Genomic DNA, 17066 nt, shown 5'->3' with positions numbered 1-17066 from the left:
TATCAACAACAAAGAAGGCGTCCACAGGTGCCTTCTTTGTTTGTCAGCGGACAGTCACAAATATCATTTATGTATGCCTGAAGAGTGACAAATCCGTTGTGTCATAACAAATTGATTAACGCTGAGCACTGTCTTTTGACGGGGCTCTTTCCCCCACGGAATCCGCTGTCAGTGTGACGGGTAACAGCAACGTATCGATAATCATGCTAGGAAGAAAGTCAGCCATTGCTAAATACCCATACAATTCCCAGTTACCATTGCAATTCGGTAAACCACAGCGGCTGTGTTCACCACTAGCAGCCTTAATTGCTTGAATATTCTGAGCAGTTCCAGAATAAGGTGCGGCTTCGCCGTTAGAAATGGAATACACCGTAGAGCAAGCTGCTGTCATAAATACACTAATAATCGCCACACTTATCATCCATGACTTTTTCATATCCATTCCCATATTTCATGTATTTTGGTGTTATACCAAGTAATGTATCAACACAAGTGTTTGCACTGGTATATCAAGTCGCTACAACTTTTTTACTCACAACATACTATTTCAACTGAATCCTATTACTACCTTGCCGTTAGCGGTTAATCTTGTAGTCTAGCTGGACGCGACTGGTCGCGGCTACTGGTTCACCGTTCTCAAATTTAGGCGCATATCGCCAGCGCTCCAGTGCTTTGATGCTGCTGGCTTCAAATGCTTTGCTGCCTTCCCATTGCAACACCTTAGGATCTTTAACAAAACCGTCCTTGTCGATAGTAAATTCCAGTTGCACCCAGCCATCTTGCAACCTTTTGGCCGCCGTACGCGGGTATTCAGGTGGGACTCTAAACAATGGCGTTTGCTCTTGGTTCTCTTTCCACGGTGTCATACGGCCAATCGCCTGGCAGTGCTCTGTAGCTTTATCAGGATTATTTTGCTGTTGATAGAGCCTGACTAACATCGCATGCGCCGAAAGCGCGTAAGGGTGGGAATATTTCAGTACTGAAAACTGCTTAACGACGTCCAGAAAGAGTGGTTCTGCCGCCGCGTACTTCCTTTCAATAAAATATATTTTGGCAACTTCAAATTCAGTTTCAACGCGGCTGACAGCATCAACCGCTAATTTTTCCTTAAATACATCGTAGGCCTCAAATGCATAATCACGCACGCTACGGGTATAGGCACTGGAACCATAAAGATCATGAAACGCTGTCATCTTGATGCTGGCTGCTAACAGTTGATCATGATTATCTTCAGCAATATCGATGGCGTTACGATACACACTGTCAGCATGAGCCGGACTTTGTTCGGTTGCAGCCATTCCTAGCAGAGCGTCAATTAACTGCACCGAGTCGTCACCATAAAGGTGTTGGTAGATCTTTAGCGCCTGTTGATACAAGGCATTGGCCTGTTGACGCTTATCGTTATCCCGCGCAAACGTTCGTGAGGTATTGTGGCTCAGTGCTCGTGCCCAATTCATGGTGAGTGCGGCAAAATCGGCGCTGTCTTTGGCGTAAACGGATTCACCCAGCTTATAAACCTGCGCTGCCATCAACAGGATCTGCTGGTTATCCTTAGCGTCAACCGCTGACTGATATGCTTGATAGGCCACATGAAACTTATCACTATTACTGTCAGCAAACACCGGAGAAGACACAGCAACTGCCGCCGCTAAAAGACCGCAGTAAAAGGTTTTACGAGGAGAAAAAAACGAATGATTTAACAATGAAAACGCATCAATGCAACCTTGCACAGCTATATCCTTATGATAACAACGACCATGACAAGCTAACGCAATAATGGCAACGCTTCAATGAGATGTTTCATAGCAGTTGCTAATAAACAGTAACAGAAAGTTAGGCTATAGGCAGGAGTATAATGCTAGCAGACCAACGATCACAGCTGCCACACTGAACACCAGCACCATCGCGGCTAGCATGTCTTTCACATGTTTTATTTGCAGATGGATCTGAGGGTGTAAATGATCGATCAAGCCTTCTAGTGCCGAGTTAATCAGTTCTGCCGCCCACACCAGCGCAATACACAGCACAATAAGCGCCCACCATAGCGCTGCAGGCTGCAACCAGGCAAACACCAACACCACCAATAGCGCCGCCGCCAGATGACGGCGCATATTATGCTCTTGCTTTACCGCATAGAAAAAACCATCAACAGCGTATGTTAATTTCTTGATGAAAGACTGATTTTTCACGCAAAGTTCCGACAAAAAACTATCGCTCTAGAATGCCATATGCAAGTTCAAGCCGATACTCCCGCCTTCCGCATAAGCAGAAACCTGCACACCATGATAAGGCTCAGTAAAATAACGGGCATTAAGATAACCTATCAGCGCCCCAGCGAGTACATCTTTGGTGTGATGACGCTCTGATTGCACGCGAGTCCAACCAACATAACTGGCGGCCGCATAAAATGGCAGTGCGCTTTTCCAACCATAACGCTGCTGGATATAGGTGGCCGCCGAAAAGGTCAACGAGGTATGGGCCGAAGGAAAGCTATCATTACCGTCACCGTCCGGCCGCCGTTCATGGATGGTGTACTTCAACAGTTCGGTCGTCAGTAAAGTGCTGCCCATTGACCAGTAAAACTGCTGCTGGCCTTCATCATCATTCCACCATTCGCTCATTCCCCAAGCCAGCGCTGGCACCAGCACCAAACCAGCATCACCGGATATTTCAATAGTGCTAGCGGCCTGAGCACTAACGTTGTACATCATAGCACCACCCAGCAGTGCGGCGGTAAACAGTGATTGAAAAGGTTTCATCGCGTTCCTTGTGTTATCCATAAATAGCACGGCAGACCTAATCCTATGCTGTGCTGAGAGTCAAACTCGCCAAACTAAGGTGCAAAAATTAAGTAACAATTAACGCTAGGGAAATATCTCGTCACACTCGTAAAATTGTTACTGCTGAAAACTATCGTTTGGGAAATACAGCTGTATCGATGTCTGCACACAGAAAAGTGCCGACAATAGCAAAAAGAACTTACCTCCGCAGCCTAATTGCGGGTGATGGGATGAAAAGCTTTCGACTGACTATCTAAAATTACGCCAGATCGCTACAATCCTAAATCTACTCATTTCATTAACATTTCAGGTTAAAGCAACTCAGGTGTACAGTGATATTTCTCTGGCCCGCATCCGGCAATTTCCGCCACTGATGTGGATACTGCTGCTGGGGTCTTTCTTTACCCGTGGCAGCTACTTCATGGTGTGGCCGTTTCTCGCGGTGATCCTATATGAAAAATTTGCGCTGACGGCGACGCAGGTAGGCTTGGTGTTGTCCAATGCCGCAGTAATTGCCGTATTCACCAGTTTTATCGGCAGCGCGCTCTCAGATCACTTTGGTCGCCGTACGCTGATGTATGTTGCTGGCGGGTTGTACATCATCTCATTTTCACTGTTGGCGCAGGTCAATTCGGTCAGTGGCTATGTGGTAGTGATGACACTTTGTGCCGTTGCGACCTCGCTTTGGCGGCCACTGACGGCTACGACCATAGGTGACATTATTGCCGAGCCACAGACCCGTGAACTGGCAATGCAAGCATTATATTTTATGGTCAATGCCGGGTGTGCCGTAGGCCCCATCGCAGGTGTTTGGATGGGATTGACCGGGCAACAATCCAGTTTTTATATCACAGCGGCGGCCTTTGCCTTGTTGATGTTGATGTTGCATTGGGGCTTTCAACATCAGCCACCAAAACACCCGACGCAGGTCGATGATACACCACCGCCCGCCCGTTACGGTGTGGCCATGACGCTAAAAGTACTATTGGCGGACAAACTGCTACAGTGTCTGATCCTTGCCAATATTCTCTGCATGTTTATTTATGCTCAGACCGACAGTTCACTGATCCAATACCTGACCCGAGCGCAAGCGCCTGAACTTTTGTCGTTGATATCCAGTATTATCTTTACCAACGCCTGCGTGATCATCTCATCGCAGTTTCTGTTACTGAAATTGTTGGCAGGTTATCCACTAACACGACGCATTCAAATGGGTTTACTGTTATTGCTGATATCGCAACTATGGCTGGCACTGAATCCCATTGAACTATTCTGGGGCTGGATTGGTGCCATAGTGGTACTCAGTTTGGGTGAAACCATTCTATTTCCTACTATGAATGTGCATATCGACAGACTGGCACCGGATCATCTGCGCGGCGCGTATTTCGGCGCGGCGTCAGCCTATGATTTTGGCTTTGCACTCGCGCCCTTAGGGGGCGGGATTATTCTTGACCATTGGGGCGGACCCGCACTGTTCGCCACCGCCGCGTTGCTAACTGTATTGGTTATTGCACTTTACCGCATCTTGGATAGCTTACCGCGCCCAGATTTCAGCCGTTTCGACAAGCCCGTATCGAAGACTCCTCGCGCCGACTGATTGATATCAGCATGCGGCGAGTTACTCTCCGTACTATCCGCTCAGTTTATTTTCAACATTCGCAACTATAGTTAACACCGGAAATCACTGGCAGTTACGCTGCCACTCATTATTCCAAGGAGCCTGCGAGTGAAAAAAACAGCGTTAATTCTACTCTGTCTACTGCAACCAATGACGTCAGCACTGGCCGAAGCCAATAAACCGTTATCGGCAGAAGTCCTATGGCAGCTTAAACGAATTGGTACACCGGTGGTGGCCCCGGCCGGCAATCACATCATTGCCCCGGTCACCGAGTACGATGTTAAAACCGATAAAAGTTCGACCCAGTTATGGTGGTTTGCACCGAATGGCAACCAACAACGACCATTAACTATCGCCGGAATGAAAGTCAGTGAGCCGGTATTTTCACCTGATGGCAGCACACTGGCATTTATTAGCAAGCGCAACGACGACGAAGCGGGTCAGATATACCTATTACCGCTGAACCTGCCAGGTGAAGCGCAGCGGCTGAGTGATGTCCCCAGCGGCGTTTCAGGTCTCAAGTGGGTCGGCAAGCATCTGTATTTCATCAGCCATGTTTTTCCCGGTAAAAACTGGGAACAGATGAAAGAACAGCTGAAAGCTGACAAAGACAATAAAGTCAGTGCCCATCAATGGAATGCCTTGCCCTATGCCTATTTTGATCACTGGCTGGACGAACGCCGTGAGGCTCATGTATTTCGGATCCCGGCAGATGGGGGCGAAGTTACTGCGATTACCCAGCCATTAGGCCATGAGTTGTTCCGTTCTAACCAAGGACGCAGCAGCTACGACATTTCAGCTGACGAAAAATGGATTGCATTTTCCAGCTATGGCTCGGCTAACCGCGTCGATCCCAACTTGGACCTGTTTCTGGCGGCAATTGGTAGCAACAACGCCGAAAATATCACCCCGGATAACCCCGCGGCCGATGACGTTCCACAGTTCAGCCCGAACGGAAAGACACTGGCCTTTAACCAACAACATATCCCCGGATTTTATGCAGATATCGCACGACTGGTGTTGTTGGATCTTAGTAGCCGCAAACTGCGCAGTCTCTGCGACAACTGGGATCGCTCCATCAATAACTGGCGCTGGACACCTGACAGCAAAGGCTTTTACGCCAGCATAGATGATGCCGCGACCAATCGTATCTACTACATTGATGCCCAAAGCGGTCAGCACCGTGCTGTTACACATGACACCAATTTCAGCCTACCGTCAGTGAGTGACACAGGACTGTTGGTCGCCAGCAATGAAAGTTTCCTGCAACCACCACAGTTAGTCAGTATTAATCCCCAAAATGGCAAAGTGTCACGTCTGGATAAGTTCAACGATGACGTATTGCGCGATGTGCGGCTTGGTAGCTACGAATCCGTCACCTATAAGGGCTACAACGGGGATGATATTCAGATGTGGGTGCATTACCCGCCTGGATTTGATCGCAGTAAAAAGTATCCGTTGTTTCTGTTGATCCATGGTGGGCCGCACAATGCCATTGGCGATGGTTTTCACTTTCGCTGGAATGCCCAGACATTCGCTTCTTGGGGTTATGTCACTGCTTGGCCTAATTTCCATGGTTCCAGTGGTTTTGGTCAGGCCTATGCCGATGCCATCAACCCGGACTGGAAAAGCAAATCATTGGAAGACGTGCTGAAAGCTGCCGACTGGTTTAAAAATCAACCCTGGATAGACAGTGAACGTATGGTTGCTGGAGGTGGCAGTTACGGGGGATACCTAAGTTCTATCATACTTGGCACGCCACAACAGCCATTCAAGGCGTTGCTAATCCATGCGGCGGTGTACGATATGTATTCACAAATGGCATCAGACTTTGCCGTACACAGCACCCGCTTTGGCAACTACTGGGACAACCCAGCGTTGTACCAAACTATCTCGCCTCATTACTTTGCAGCTAACTTCAATACCCCAACATTAGTCAGCCATGGGCAACTGGATCTTCGCGTGCCAGTTGGGCAGGGATTTGAGCTGTTTCGCACCCTACAAAGCCGTGGCGTAGAATCACGTATGCTGTATTTCCCGGACGAAAATCATTGGATACTGAAACCCAATAACTCCATCTATTGGTACCATCAAGTGCAGGAGTGGATGGCAAAATTTGCTCCACCAGGGCCACAATAATACGCATATCCACTTAAAAAGGCGGCTGTGGCCGCCTTTTCGTTTGCAAGCATTTAACTGCGCAAGATCTGTAACAAGCTGTCGACAGCACGGCTGATATCTTGGTAACGCTGGGCTTTACTCAGCACGCGCATCCCCTGCATCTGCACTAACATCAACGCTGCCAAATCGTCTGCTGATAGTTTGAGGCTAATATCTCCCTGCTGCTGACCATTCTCGAGGGCGCTTCGTAGCGCCACTTGCACCTGACTAAACAGCTGCTGAGCCTGTGCCGTTACCATCGCATCGGTTCCTGCATACTCAACCACCGCATTTTGAATAAAACAGCCGAACGGATTGTCCTGCTGCCGTTGTTCAAACTGCCGCAAAAACACCTCTATTTGTGCTAACCCAGCGTCTGGTTGCATTAACGGCTGCAGGTGTTGTGTCGCCTTAGCCAAATAGCGCTGCAGTGCTGCTTCGTATAATGCCTGTTTATCACCAAAACTGTTGTACAGGCTGAAGCGGTTGATCCCCAATCGCTGCACCAAATCGGCTATTGAGGTGTTGGCAAAGCCTTTTTGCCAGAACAACTGCATCGCCTGTTCCAGTTTTTGCTCGCGGTCAAAACCGCAACTACGTGCCATAACATTTCCTCAAGTTATTCTTGACTGATCGTTCTGATATTATCTAGAGTGTAATCTAACCGATCGTTCCGAAAAAGGTCAGCGCTTGATGAAACTCTATGAAGTTGCCACCACCCCCAGTTGTCGCCGGGTTAATATCTTCTTGAAAGCCCTTGGTGTCGAAATTGAAAGAGTCACTGTTGATATTCGCGGTGGTGAAAACCTCTCGGAAACCTACCGACAAATGAGCATCAACCTGAAAGTACCGCTGCTGGAAATTGATGCCAATACCCATCTGTGTGAGAGCTTGGCCATCTGCCGCTACTTTGACGAAGTTACTCCGAATCAACGGTATCTGTTTGGTCAAACGCCATTAGAGAAAGCTCAGGTAGAGATGTGGAATCGCATTGTGGAGTGGCAGGGGTTAATCCCAGCCTTCCAGGCATTCCGTAATCTTTCCGGCGTCTACCGTGACCGAGAAACCTGTGTCAGTGCCTGGGGTGAAGAAAGCAAAAAGCGCGTCGCTGAGTTTATGCCATTGCTAGAGCAACAGCTGCAAAGCCAGCATTACCTAGCCGGAAAACACCTCACAGTCGCCGACATCAGCGCTTATGTATTGATCACCTTCTGCGAAGCCCGACTACAGTTAGTGATCATCGGCAACTACCCGCGTATCAGTGACTGGTATCAGATGTTGCAGCAGCATGATGCGTTTTTATAATCGTAAAGGAGTTCCCATGATTGAGTTGTATACCGCCGCCACGCCTAACGGCCACAAAATCTCGATTGCTTTAGAAGAACTGGGACTGGACTATCAAGTTCATGCGCTGGATTTAGCTGCCAAGGAGCAGAAACAGTCTGCGTTTCTAAAAATTAATCCCAACGGCCGTATTCCTGCCATTGTGGACCATGACAACGATGATTTTGCCGTGTTTGAATCGGGTGCCATCTTGCTATATCTGGCGGAGAAAACCGGAAAATTGTTACCGGTAGAGGCCAAAGCACGGTCACAAGTGCTCCAGTGGCTGATGTTTCAAATGGGCGGTGTTGGCCCAATGATGGGTCAGGCAAACGTGTTCTACCGTTATTTCCCAAAAAAGATCCCCGAAGCCATTGAGCGTTATCAGAATGAAGGCCGTCGTCTATTTGAAGTGATGGATAGTCAGTTGGCACACAGCCAATACCTTGCGGGTAACGACTACAGCATTGCCGATATTGCTAGTTGGCCTTGGGTCAATATCCATGAATGGAGCGGTATCAGCATTGACGGGTTACCGCACCTGCAACGCTGGCTGCAGCTAATCGCCGCACGTCCGGCAGTACAGCGAGGCTTGCAAATACCCGCGCCCAGCAACGAAACCGCTGAGGAGAAAGCTGAACGTATCCGCAATATGGTGAGCCGTTAATCCCAACCGGAGACAATCGGCTATCTCCACGGTTGTCTCCGGATTTTTTATACCACACCTTTTTGCTATTTTCTGCAAAAAGCAATTCATCATCATTCATTCAAGATTAATCATGTATTCATAGCATTTGTGAATACACCTTTATTTCACAGATAAATAAGCATTGAATATCCAGCTTATAGATTCTGCCATATAAATTTAAATCTAATTAAAAGCTAAAAATTATGTGATCAACAAATAATATCTAACACAATTAAATATGCACAAAATGACTAATTAGAGATTATCAATAAATACTATTAATTTATTGTTATTTCCCTAATTAAGGTAATAGGCATGTATTTTACATTAAAGTCTAGGCTTCTTATTTTTTGTGTTGTTTCTATATTGTTAATATTAACTTTGATGGTAGCACTGTCATCTTATGTCATTCGTGATACTTCACTTTCAAATACCAAAAGAGAAGTAAGAGAATTATCCAATACCTTTGCAGTGGACAAAGGACAATGGATACTTGACAGAAAAAATGCGGTGCAAAGCCTGGCAAAAACCCTTGAACAACATCTGGATGAATCTCCGGTGCCCTATCTGGTATTGATTCACGAAGCGATGCAATTCGGCTTGACCTCCATGGGAGATGAACAGGGCAATATGATCCGTCAGGATCCATCTATTGTGACCCCAGGCTTCGATCCACGGGTTCGCCCCTGGTACAAAGGTGTGAAAAGTACAAATGCAATGTTTGTGACCAAGCCTTATGTCAGTGCCGCCATGAAAAAAATGGTCGTCACCATTGCCACTCCCATCAGGAAAAACAATGTCTTTTATGGGGTAGCAACCGTAAATGTTGCCATTGATGAACTGACTGAAGCCGTACGTAAATTACACCTGCCAGGAAACGGCTACGGTATTTTATTTGATCATGATGGAACAATTATTAGTCATCCGGACGCCTCGTTCAACGGTAAACAGATGCGCGAGATCAATGACAGCTTTACCTCCTCTGAAATGAATTTAATGGCCAATTCTGACGATTTATATGAGAAAAATATTAATGACTCTGAACAGCTGATATATGTTGTTAACCTGCCAAATACTGAATGGGCTTTAGCCTTCATTATGGATAAAGACATTATTATGAGTGAGGCATCAGGTCTGGCGTGGAAAATGATTGTTACCGGCATTATTTTCCTGGTTATATTTGCTTTTGCCTCATACATGGTCTTTAAATTTCAGTTCCAAGAATTAGAGAGTGTATCGACTGCACTGCAAAATATCGCCGAAGGTGAAGGTGATTTAACGGTCAGTATCAAGGTTAAAAACGAACAAGATGAAATTGGCAAACTGGCCAGTGGCTTCAACCGTTTCGTTGCAAGACTTCATGGCATGATTTCCAGAACCCGTGACATTGCAGAACGGCTGCAGGAACAAGCTAAAACCACCACAACCTCCGCTGAAAATAACAGCCAGAATATCTCGGTGCAGCAGAATGAAGTCACCATGGTCGCCACCGCAGTGACCGAGATGGCAAGCGCTACCGAAGAGATTGCCAGCAATGCTGAGCAAACCGCGAATACTGCCAAAGAAGCGGTACTGCTTACCGATGAAGGTAAACAGCAGGTGTTAAAAAGTCACTCATCGATTAATGGCCTCGCGACTGAGGTCGAACATGCTGGGGTCATCATCAAAGAACTGAATAACCAATCCCAGGCCATCAACAGCATATTGTTGACCATCAGCAACATCGCTGAGCAGACGAACCTACTGGCGCTTAATGCCGCCATCGAAGCGGCCAGAGCGGGAGAACAAGGTCGCGGATTTGCCGTAGTTGCTGATGAAGTGCGAGTGTTGTCGCAGAAAACTCATGCCTCTACCCAAGAAATACAAAACATGATTGAAACCTTACAGCAAACCGCATCGAAAGCGGTGGACTCTATGAACTCCAGTTACGGCCTCGCCGAAACCAGTGTGTCGGATGTTACCGTTGCCAGCACCAGTCTGGAGCATATCTCAGAAGCAATCACACGTATCTCTGACATGGCCAGTCAGATAGCCACCGCAGCCGAAGAACAGACATCAGTTACTGGCGAGATAAACCGTAATACTGAATCCATCAGAGAAGTTTCAGAGCATTTATCCGATGAAGCGGTAGATGCCACTGGCAAAGCCCAGCAACTTGCTGTACTTGCCCAGTCATTACATCAAGAAGTGTCGCGCTTTAAACTGTAACGATGCGTGTGCCAGATAGCGGATTGACCAATCCTTAATCCGCTATCTGTGACTCAATCTAGCTTTTGCAACGTTACCTGCCCCAACTGCTGCATCTGGGTGCTGATCCAGTCCGCCCGTTCAGCCATATAAGCGGATGGTGGGGTGATGCGGTAATGCCATGGATTCGGTAATATTGCCGCTAGCAACGCCGCTTCGTAACGACTCAGTCTGGCAGCGGGTTTGTGAAAGTAATGGTGTGCGGCAGCATCGGCACCATAGATACCGGGCCCAAATTCCACCACATTGAGATAGACTTCCAAAATCCGTTGTTTGTCCCAACACAGTTCAAGTAACAGCGTAAACCAGGCTTCCAGCCCTTTACGCACAAAACTGCGCGAAGGCCACATAAAGAGATTTTTTGCCGTTTGCTGACTGATTGTACTGGCACCACGCAAACTATCACCTTTACGGGCATCGGCAATAGCATCGCTAATCTGTTTGAAATCAAAACCAAAGTGTTCAGGGAAACGCTGATCTTCGCTGGCGATCACCGCCAGTTGTAAGTTGCGGGAAATGGCAGAAAGCGGTTGCCATTGCTGCTGCACTTGGGTGATTTTTGCTGGCGGATCAATAGTCCGAGCTAAACGCCAACTCCAATAGGGCGGATCCACAAAACGCAGTAGCAGTACAGCAGTCAACGAAAGCAGCAACCACAGACACAACAGGCGCCAGAACCAGCGCCACAACCCTCGCCACCATCCGCTTCCGGCTGTCGCCATTAAAGAACTCCAGTTTCCTACTCATCAAGAGTGAAAAAGCTTATGCCGTTCGTCGCTAGCTGGCAACAGTCAGGGTATAAGCTTTTAGGAGCACAGCGGACTATCCGGCATTAGCATACTCAATGGCAAATTTGACCATCTGCGACGCGCACTGGAATCCTAATTTGTTTTTAATATTCTGCCGCACCGCATCAACAGTTTTGACACTCAGTCCTAAATTGACCGCAATTTCCTTGCTGGGGATCCCTTTGCCCACCATGGTAAAAATTTCTAGTTCTCGGTCTGTTAACGACTGGATGCCGAATGAAGTGGTTTGGTGATTGCGACCTTGATGTATGGCCTCGCAGAGTAACGATTTCGTCATACGATCGCTGAGAAAAATGCCACCTTGCTGCAGTTTGCGGATCGCAACAATCAAGGTATCTGGCGACTCACTCTTCATCAGATAACCTTTCGCACCAGCCCGTAACGCCCGCTCGGCATAAATCTCTTCCTGATGCATAGAAAAAACCAGCACGGCGATGCCGTTATCATGCTGCAGTATCGCTTTAACCAGTTCCAGACCATTTTGTTGATCCAGAGACAGGTCAACAATAGCCAGATCGACCTGGTGCAGGTTCAGTTGTTGCATCGCCGTTGCGGTATTCTCCGCCTGAGCACATACCCGTAAATCTGGACTCTGCTCGATTAGTCGAGAGATCCCTTCACGCACAATGGCATGATCATCCACCAGCATAATGTTGAGGGTATTAAGGTTCATGATTCTCTCCATTCTGGCCCGCGGTTGTTAATGGGACTTCACAGCTGATGCAGGTTCCCTGCGCACCGGTTGCAATTTTCAATTCGCCACCCATCATGGTGGCACGGTACTGCATTATCTTTAGCCCCATCGCACCTCGACGCTGACTGACATCCGCAATGCCACAGCCATTATCCTGAACCTCAAGCAATAGCCAGTGCCCTGTTTGTTCAAGCGTTATCCGCAATTGCGAGCACTGGCTGTATTTCATGGCATTGCTGACCGCTTCGCTGGCAATGTTGAATAAATGGGCGCTGATCACTTCATCATTAATCAACACGCTTTGTGGCTGATAAAAAGTACAGGCAACCCCATAAAGTTCCTGTACGGATTGCTGCAAGGATGCTAAAGCTCTGGTCAGCCCATCAGGCCCCTCTGGCACATGGCTGAGTCCTTGCAGTACGTTATACATGCGTTGGCGGGCGCGCCCGACTGTCTCAACGATTTTCCCCGCCAGTTCACTCAAGGGATCGCTGCGGCTTTGCAACTGATTTGCCATGGCACTAGCGAGGAACGACAGGCCCGTGAGTTCCTGCCCAACGCCATCGTGCAAATCGCTGCCAATGCGTCGCCGCTCACTGGTGCTCAGTCGCAGTAACTCATGCTCCAGATCACGTTGTTCGGTAATATCGCGGGCGACCTGCACCACCCCACTCAATTCACCATTTTCCTCCAGTACTGGATAGGCCGACACCTGCAGTAAACGTCCTTGGTTCTGCACTTCACCGAAGGCCGCCTGATGATTTTTAAAAACGCGATTTACCGGGCACTTATCGCAGGAATCCAGCTCATTGACACAAGGTTGCTGAGTTGGCATACATTCAGGAGCAGCATTGGAGCGAGCATTTTTGTTGGCCCATAGAACATGATGCTCACGATCGTGAAATGTGACACGCTCGGAAATAACATCAAGAATTAGCTGTGCTTTTGACTCCGCTCGCTGACATTCTTCACGGGCTAAGCGCTGCTCCGTGACATCGACGATTAAACAGTGGGTCTGAATAAAACGCCCATCAGTATCGTAGCGAACATTACCATGGACAATGACATAAATTTCACGTCCTGACTTGTGTTTTAATTTCCAAGGTTGATTACGAGCAAATCCATTACGTTTGAATCGGGGGAAAGTCACATTAACATGATATTCAATATCTTTCTTATCATATAAGAAAAATGAGAAAGGCTTCATATAAACCTCCTCACAGGAATATCCAGTTAATTCTGAAAAAGCATTATTAAAATCAATAATAGCTGCATTTTCATTCATGGACATATATGCCAAAGGAATATTATCAAACATCGCACGGTAACGTTCATGCGATATTAATAAATTATTATACTTATCCAGTAACGGCCCTTCATGAAAAGAACTAGCAAGAATGCTCATACGTCCCCCAACGCCAGCTTTTGCTTACGGCCATTTTAGCGTGGGATTAAGGCCCTGTCTGGTTTGACACCACCGACATTTGGGAGTCCAGTCACATATCTAAAATCTACCGATGAGATTTTATTTTTGAGTACCGTGACATGTCCTAATTATTAATAGGTAGTATTACCTATAATTTAGAATTAATTAAAAAATGATAATACATAACATACTGTTAAAAATAAAAATTATAAATCACAAAAAACAGCTTAGGTAATTTCACTTAGCAATCACTAGGTATTAAACATCTGGTTACTCAAATCAAACAAAATAAAATACCCATTGCAAAATAAAACTATGTCAAACCATTTTGCATCACCTAGAGAGGGTAAACCAAGATGAAATTAATCACTATCGCATTTTCTATGTCGCTATTGATATTAAGCGGCAGCAGTATTGCGCAAGCTCAGGAATTCCAGTGGCAAGCCTACCATTTAAAAAATGGCGTTAAATGCCAAAACTGCCATGGTGCTGATACACAAGCCGCTGTTAAAAACAGTAGTTGTCTGGCCTGTCATGGTTCTTATAACGAACTGGCCCAGAAAACTAAAGATATGCAGCAGAACCCCCATATGAGTCCGCACTTTGAGAATCTGGAATGCAGCAGTTGCCACTCCAGCCATACCCAATTAACCAACTTCTGCCAGAACTGCCACGGTCCTATCGTCAGGGACGCCAAGTTCAGCAAAATCAAGTAATCCGGGCCATAGAGGGTGACACATATGAAAGCAACATTGAATAACGTATTTGCCCTAGGCATTTTGGCCCTTGCCTGCCAGACTGCTTATGGAAAAACCATTGAATACACTACTGATATTGCCGTTGTCGGTGGCGGCTCAGTGGGATTAGCAGCGGCCGTCACAGGTGCAGAAGCCGGTGCAAAAGTGATTGTAGTAGAAAAAAATCCTTACCTTGGCGGCAGTTCCAATTTCGCCGAAGGCTTGTTTGCAGTTGAAAGCGACTATCAACGCGCAAAGTCTTATGGGCTCACCAGAGATCAAGCCTATGAACACATCATGGAATATTCTCACTTCAAAAACGACGGTGCCATCGAACGTGAATTTGTTGATGAATCTGCCGACAATCTGCGTTGGTTAAACAAACATGGCGTTGATTTTGAAGTGGTGCAGATTTCCCCTAAAGAACCGGAAACCTGGCATCTGATCAAAAACCGTGAGCATTTCGTGCATGGCGCAGCCCTGGTCACAGCGCTGCAGGAACATGCGGAAAAAGACGGGGTACAGTTTTTGATGCGTACCCCCGCCAACACCCTGATCTATGAAAACGGCAAAGTAACCGGCGTGAAAGCGAAGGATCACAAAGGCAATGACATTGTCATCCATGCCAAGGCGGTCATTATCGGTACTGGCGGTTTCGGCAATAGCCCGGAAAAAATCGACAAGTGGACCCACTTTGACGGTAAAGACTTCAAACCTACCCTGCCGCTAAACAAAACCGGTGATGGCATTGAGATGGGCCGTGAAATTGGTGCTGCCCACGAAGGTGAAACCTTAATGTTGCATCCAGGCACCGACGGGAAGGGGATTATTCCGCTGGGTAATATCTATACCATGACCTGGCAGCCCGCCAATATGTGGGTCAACGCCCACGGTAACCGTTTTGTGGACGAAACCGTTGCATTCAGTTTTGCTCATGCCGGTAACGCCATCGGTCGTCAGAAAGGTCATTACGCTTGGGCCATTTTTGATGATGCCGAGTTACAACACGCCAAGAATGATGGGGTTGATAATGGCGTAGGGGTATTGGTTCCGGTGATGACCAAGTTGAAAAACATCGATACCGAAATCAAAAACGCCCTGGCGGCTAAGAGCGAAAGCTTCAAGTCAGCGAGCAGTATTGAGCAGTTGGCCAAAGCCATCGATGTCCCTGTGGCCAATCTAAAACACGCTTACGACAGCTACAATCTGGCCGCAACCACTCATTACGATGAAGCCTTTAATAAGGATCGCATGTGGACACGGCCACTAAATCACGGTCACTTGTATGCGGTGAAGCTGATGCCCTATCACTTCACCTCTGTCGGCGGACTGCGCATCAATACTCAGATGTCCGTGGTGAACACTGATGATAACCCTATCAAAGGTTTGTATGCCGGTGGTAACGATGTAGGAGGTATTTACTCAGACACCTACACCTTGTGGGCCTCAGGACACGCATTTGGCTTCGCGACTTACTCTGGCCGCAAAGCAGCCCAAAATGCCCTTGAATACATCAAAACCGGTAAATGAGCGGAGACATTATGACTAAGTTAGCAGTTTTAGCTTCCGCCTTGGTGACTGCGAGTTTGTTCAGTAGCAGCGTACTGGCAACTGAAGGCGGTGGTGGTGTTTACCCGAACGGAGCCGAAGGCTATATGGCAGGAGCTTTGCCACCTGCAGGGCTGTACTATCAGAATTTTCTCAACCACTACACCGTTGACCGTCTAAACGATGCGGATGGTCACAACAGTGGCGTGAAAATCAACCTGCAGGCCAGTGCTGATGTATCGCGTTTTATCTACATGACGCATTACCAACTGTTGGGGGCCGACTACGGCGTGTATACCACCATTCCATTGGTACACATCAGTGGCTCTCTGCAAGCGGGTAGTACAGATATCAACTCCAGTGTCAGTGGTTTGGGCGATATTTCCTTCGCTCCCATCATGCTAGGCTGGCACTTTACCAACTGGCATTTTGGCGCAGCGCTGGAATTTACAGCACCTACCGGTGAATACAATCAGTACCGCTTTGCCAATCCTGGCCGTAACTATTGGGTAACAACGCCAGTATTCGTTGCGACTTATCTGAATAATGGCTTCGAAGCTTCTGGCAAGTTTATGTACGATATCAACGCCAAAAACGATGATACCGACTATAAATCCGGTCAGGAATTCCACTTCGATTACGCGCTGGGCTACCATTTGGCAAACTACACGCTGGGCGTAGCTGGATACTATTACCAACAAACTACCGACGATAAAGTGGGCGGAGTTGTTTATCAGGATGGCTATAAAGGCAAAGCTTTTGCTATTGGCCCTGCGGTAAAAATCGATGGTCAAATGGGCTCTCTAGAATTGAGATACCAAAAAGAAGTGACGGCGGAAAACCGTCCCGAAGGGGACAAATTCTGGGTCAAAGTGACCTTACCGCTCTAGCCTTCATCCTTGTTCAAATTGTGTTGTGTTACGAAATCCGCTGTGGTTAACCACAGCGGATTTCCCCTCAAAAAGTCACCTTTTACGCTCTCAAGAACCGCACTGTCACGCTGGTAAATACTGCAAGTTGATACCGTTGCAACAGC

Annotated in this window: 16 protein-coding genes; 8 read left to right on the top strand and 8 right to left on the bottom strand. The window is 47.3% G+C overall.

The window, feature by feature from the left end:
* Positions 1 to 115: 115 nt before the first annotated feature.
* From IE064_RS11870 to IE064_RS11855, 4 genes are all read right to left on the bottom strand, one after another.
* Positions 116 to 436: a YceK/YidQ family lipoprotein gene (locus tag IE064_RS11870; RefSeq protein WP_189618006.1), complete on the bottom strand. Its 321-nt coding sequence runs from the start codon at positions 434 to 436 to the stop codon at positions 116 to 118.
* Between the two features lie 139 nt (positions 437 to 575).
* Positions 576 to 1730 carry an energy transducer TonB gene (locus IE064_RS11865; protein WP_189618005.1) on the bottom strand — a complete coding sequence of 385 codons (1155 nt, stop codon included), beginning with the start codon at positions 1728 to 1730 and terminating at the stop codon, positions 576 to 578.
* Between the two features lie 108 nt (positions 1731 to 1838).
* Positions 1839 to 2189, bottom strand: coding sequence for a diacylglycerol kinase (locus IE064_RS11860; protein WP_189618004.1), 351 nt, complete (start codon positions 2187 to 2189; stop codon positions 1839 to 1841).
* A 27-nt stretch (positions 2190 to 2216) separates the two neighbouring features.
* Entirely contained in the window at positions 2217 to 2759 is a 543-nt protein-coding gene (locus IE064_RS11855) for a phosphatase PAP2 family protein (protein ID WP_189618003.1), read from the bottom strand.
* Positions 2760 to 3105: 346 nt separating this feature from the next.
* On the opposite strand from IE064_RS11855, the gene IE064_RS11850 reads away from it, so the two are divergent.
* Positions 3106 to 4377, top strand: coding sequence for an MFS transporter (locus IE064_RS11850; RefSeq protein ID WP_189618002.1), 1272 nt, complete (start codon positions 3106 to 3108; stop codon positions 4375 to 4377).
* A 129-nt stretch (positions 4378 to 4506) separates the two neighbouring features.
* Positions 4507 to 6537: a dipeptidyl-peptidase 5 gene (locus IE064_RS11845; RefSeq protein ID WP_189618001.1), complete on the top strand. Its 2031-nt coding sequence runs from the start codon at positions 4507 to 4509 to the stop codon at positions 6535 to 6537.
* Between the two features lie 53 nt (positions 6538 to 6590).
* Here IE064_RS11845 and IE064_RS11840 read toward each other — a convergent pair whose 3' ends face one another.
* Positions 6591 to 7163 (bottom strand): TetR/AcrR family transcriptional regulator, encoded by a 573-nt coding sequence (locus IE064_RS11840; RefSeq protein WP_189618000.1) that lies wholly within the window; start codon positions 7161 to 7163, stop codon positions 6591 to 6593.
* An 88-nt stretch (positions 7164 to 7251) separates the two neighbouring features.
* Between IE064_RS11840 and IE064_RS11835 the strand changes: the two genes are divergently transcribed.
* From IE064_RS11835 to IE064_RS11825, 3 genes are all read left to right on the top strand, one after another.
* Positions 7252 to 7863, top strand: a complete 612-nt coding sequence (locus tag IE064_RS11835; RefSeq protein WP_189617999.1) for a glutathione S-transferase family protein — start codon at positions 7252 to 7254, stop codon at positions 7861 to 7863.
* 16 nt (positions 7864 to 7879) lie between these two features.
* Positions 7880 to 8548, top strand: a complete 669-nt coding sequence (locus IE064_RS11830; protein WP_189617998.1) for a glutathione S-transferase family protein — start codon at positions 7880 to 7882, stop codon at positions 8546 to 8548.
* A gap of 336 nt (positions 8549 to 8884) precedes the next feature.
* On the top strand, positions 8885 to 10777 hold the full coding sequence (locus IE064_RS11825) for a methyl-accepting chemotaxis protein (RefSeq protein ID WP_189617997.1): 1893 nt from the start codon (positions 8885 to 8887) through the stop codon (positions 10775 to 10777).
* Between the two features lie 53 nt (positions 10778 to 10830).
* Here the strand turns inward: IE064_RS11825 and mtgA are convergent, their stop codons facing one another.
* From mtgA to IE064_RS11810, 3 genes are all read right to left on the bottom strand, one after another.
* Positions 10831 to 11538, bottom strand: coding sequence for a monofunctional biosynthetic peptidoglycan transglycosylase (gene mtgA / locus IE064_RS11820; protein ID WP_189617996.1), 708 nt, complete (start codon positions 11536 to 11538; stop codon positions 10831 to 10833).
* A gap of 100 nt (positions 11539 to 11638) precedes the next feature.
* Positions 11639 to 12298 (bottom strand): response regulator transcription factor, encoded by a 660-nt coding sequence (locus tag IE064_RS11815; protein WP_165900074.1) that lies wholly within the window; start codon positions 12296 to 12298, stop codon positions 11639 to 11641.
* Positions 12288 to 13724 carry a PAS domain-containing sensor histidine kinase gene (locus IE064_RS11810; RefSeq protein WP_189617995.1) on the bottom strand — a complete coding sequence of 479 codons (1437 nt, stop codon included), beginning with the start codon at positions 13722 to 13724 and terminating at the stop codon, positions 12288 to 12290. Before IE064_RS11810 ends, IE064_RS11815 begins: the two co-directional genes overlap by 11 nt.
* 377 nt (positions 13725 to 14101) lie before the next feature.
* On the opposite strand from IE064_RS11810, the gene IE064_RS11805 reads away from it, so the two are divergent.
* Genes IE064_RS11805 through IE064_RS11795 form a run of 3 tightly spaced genes read left to right on the top strand, consistent with a single transcriptional unit; the run spans position 14102 to position 16920 of the window.
* Complete coding sequence (locus IE064_RS11805) at positions 14102 to 14461, top strand: cytochrome c3 family protein (protein ID WP_133037926.1); 360 nt, start codon at positions 14102 to 14104, stop codon at positions 14459 to 14461.
* A 24-nt stretch (positions 14462 to 14485) separates the two neighbouring features.
* The gene (locus IE064_RS11800) at positions 14486 to 16012 is read left to right on the top strand and encodes an FAD-dependent oxidoreductase (RefSeq protein ID WP_189617994.1); all 1527 of its coding nucleotides are present in this window, start codon (positions 14486 to 14488) and stop codon (positions 16010 to 16012) included.
* Between the two features lie 11 nt (positions 16013 to 16023).
* Complete coding sequence (locus tag IE064_RS11795) at positions 16024 to 16920, top strand: SphA family protein (RefSeq protein WP_189617993.1); 897 nt, start codon at positions 16024 to 16026, stop codon at positions 16918 to 16920.
* Positions 16921 to 17066: the final 146 nt, after the last annotated feature.

It is taken from the genome of Shewanella fodinae, from assembly GCF_014651955.1.
Lineage (GTDB): Bacteria > Pseudomonadota > Gammaproteobacteria > Enterobacterales > Shewanellaceae > Shewanella > Shewanella fodinae.
The sequence above is the reverse complement of the archived record's forward strand: the minus strand, read 5'-3'. Positions and strand labels throughout refer to the sequence as shown.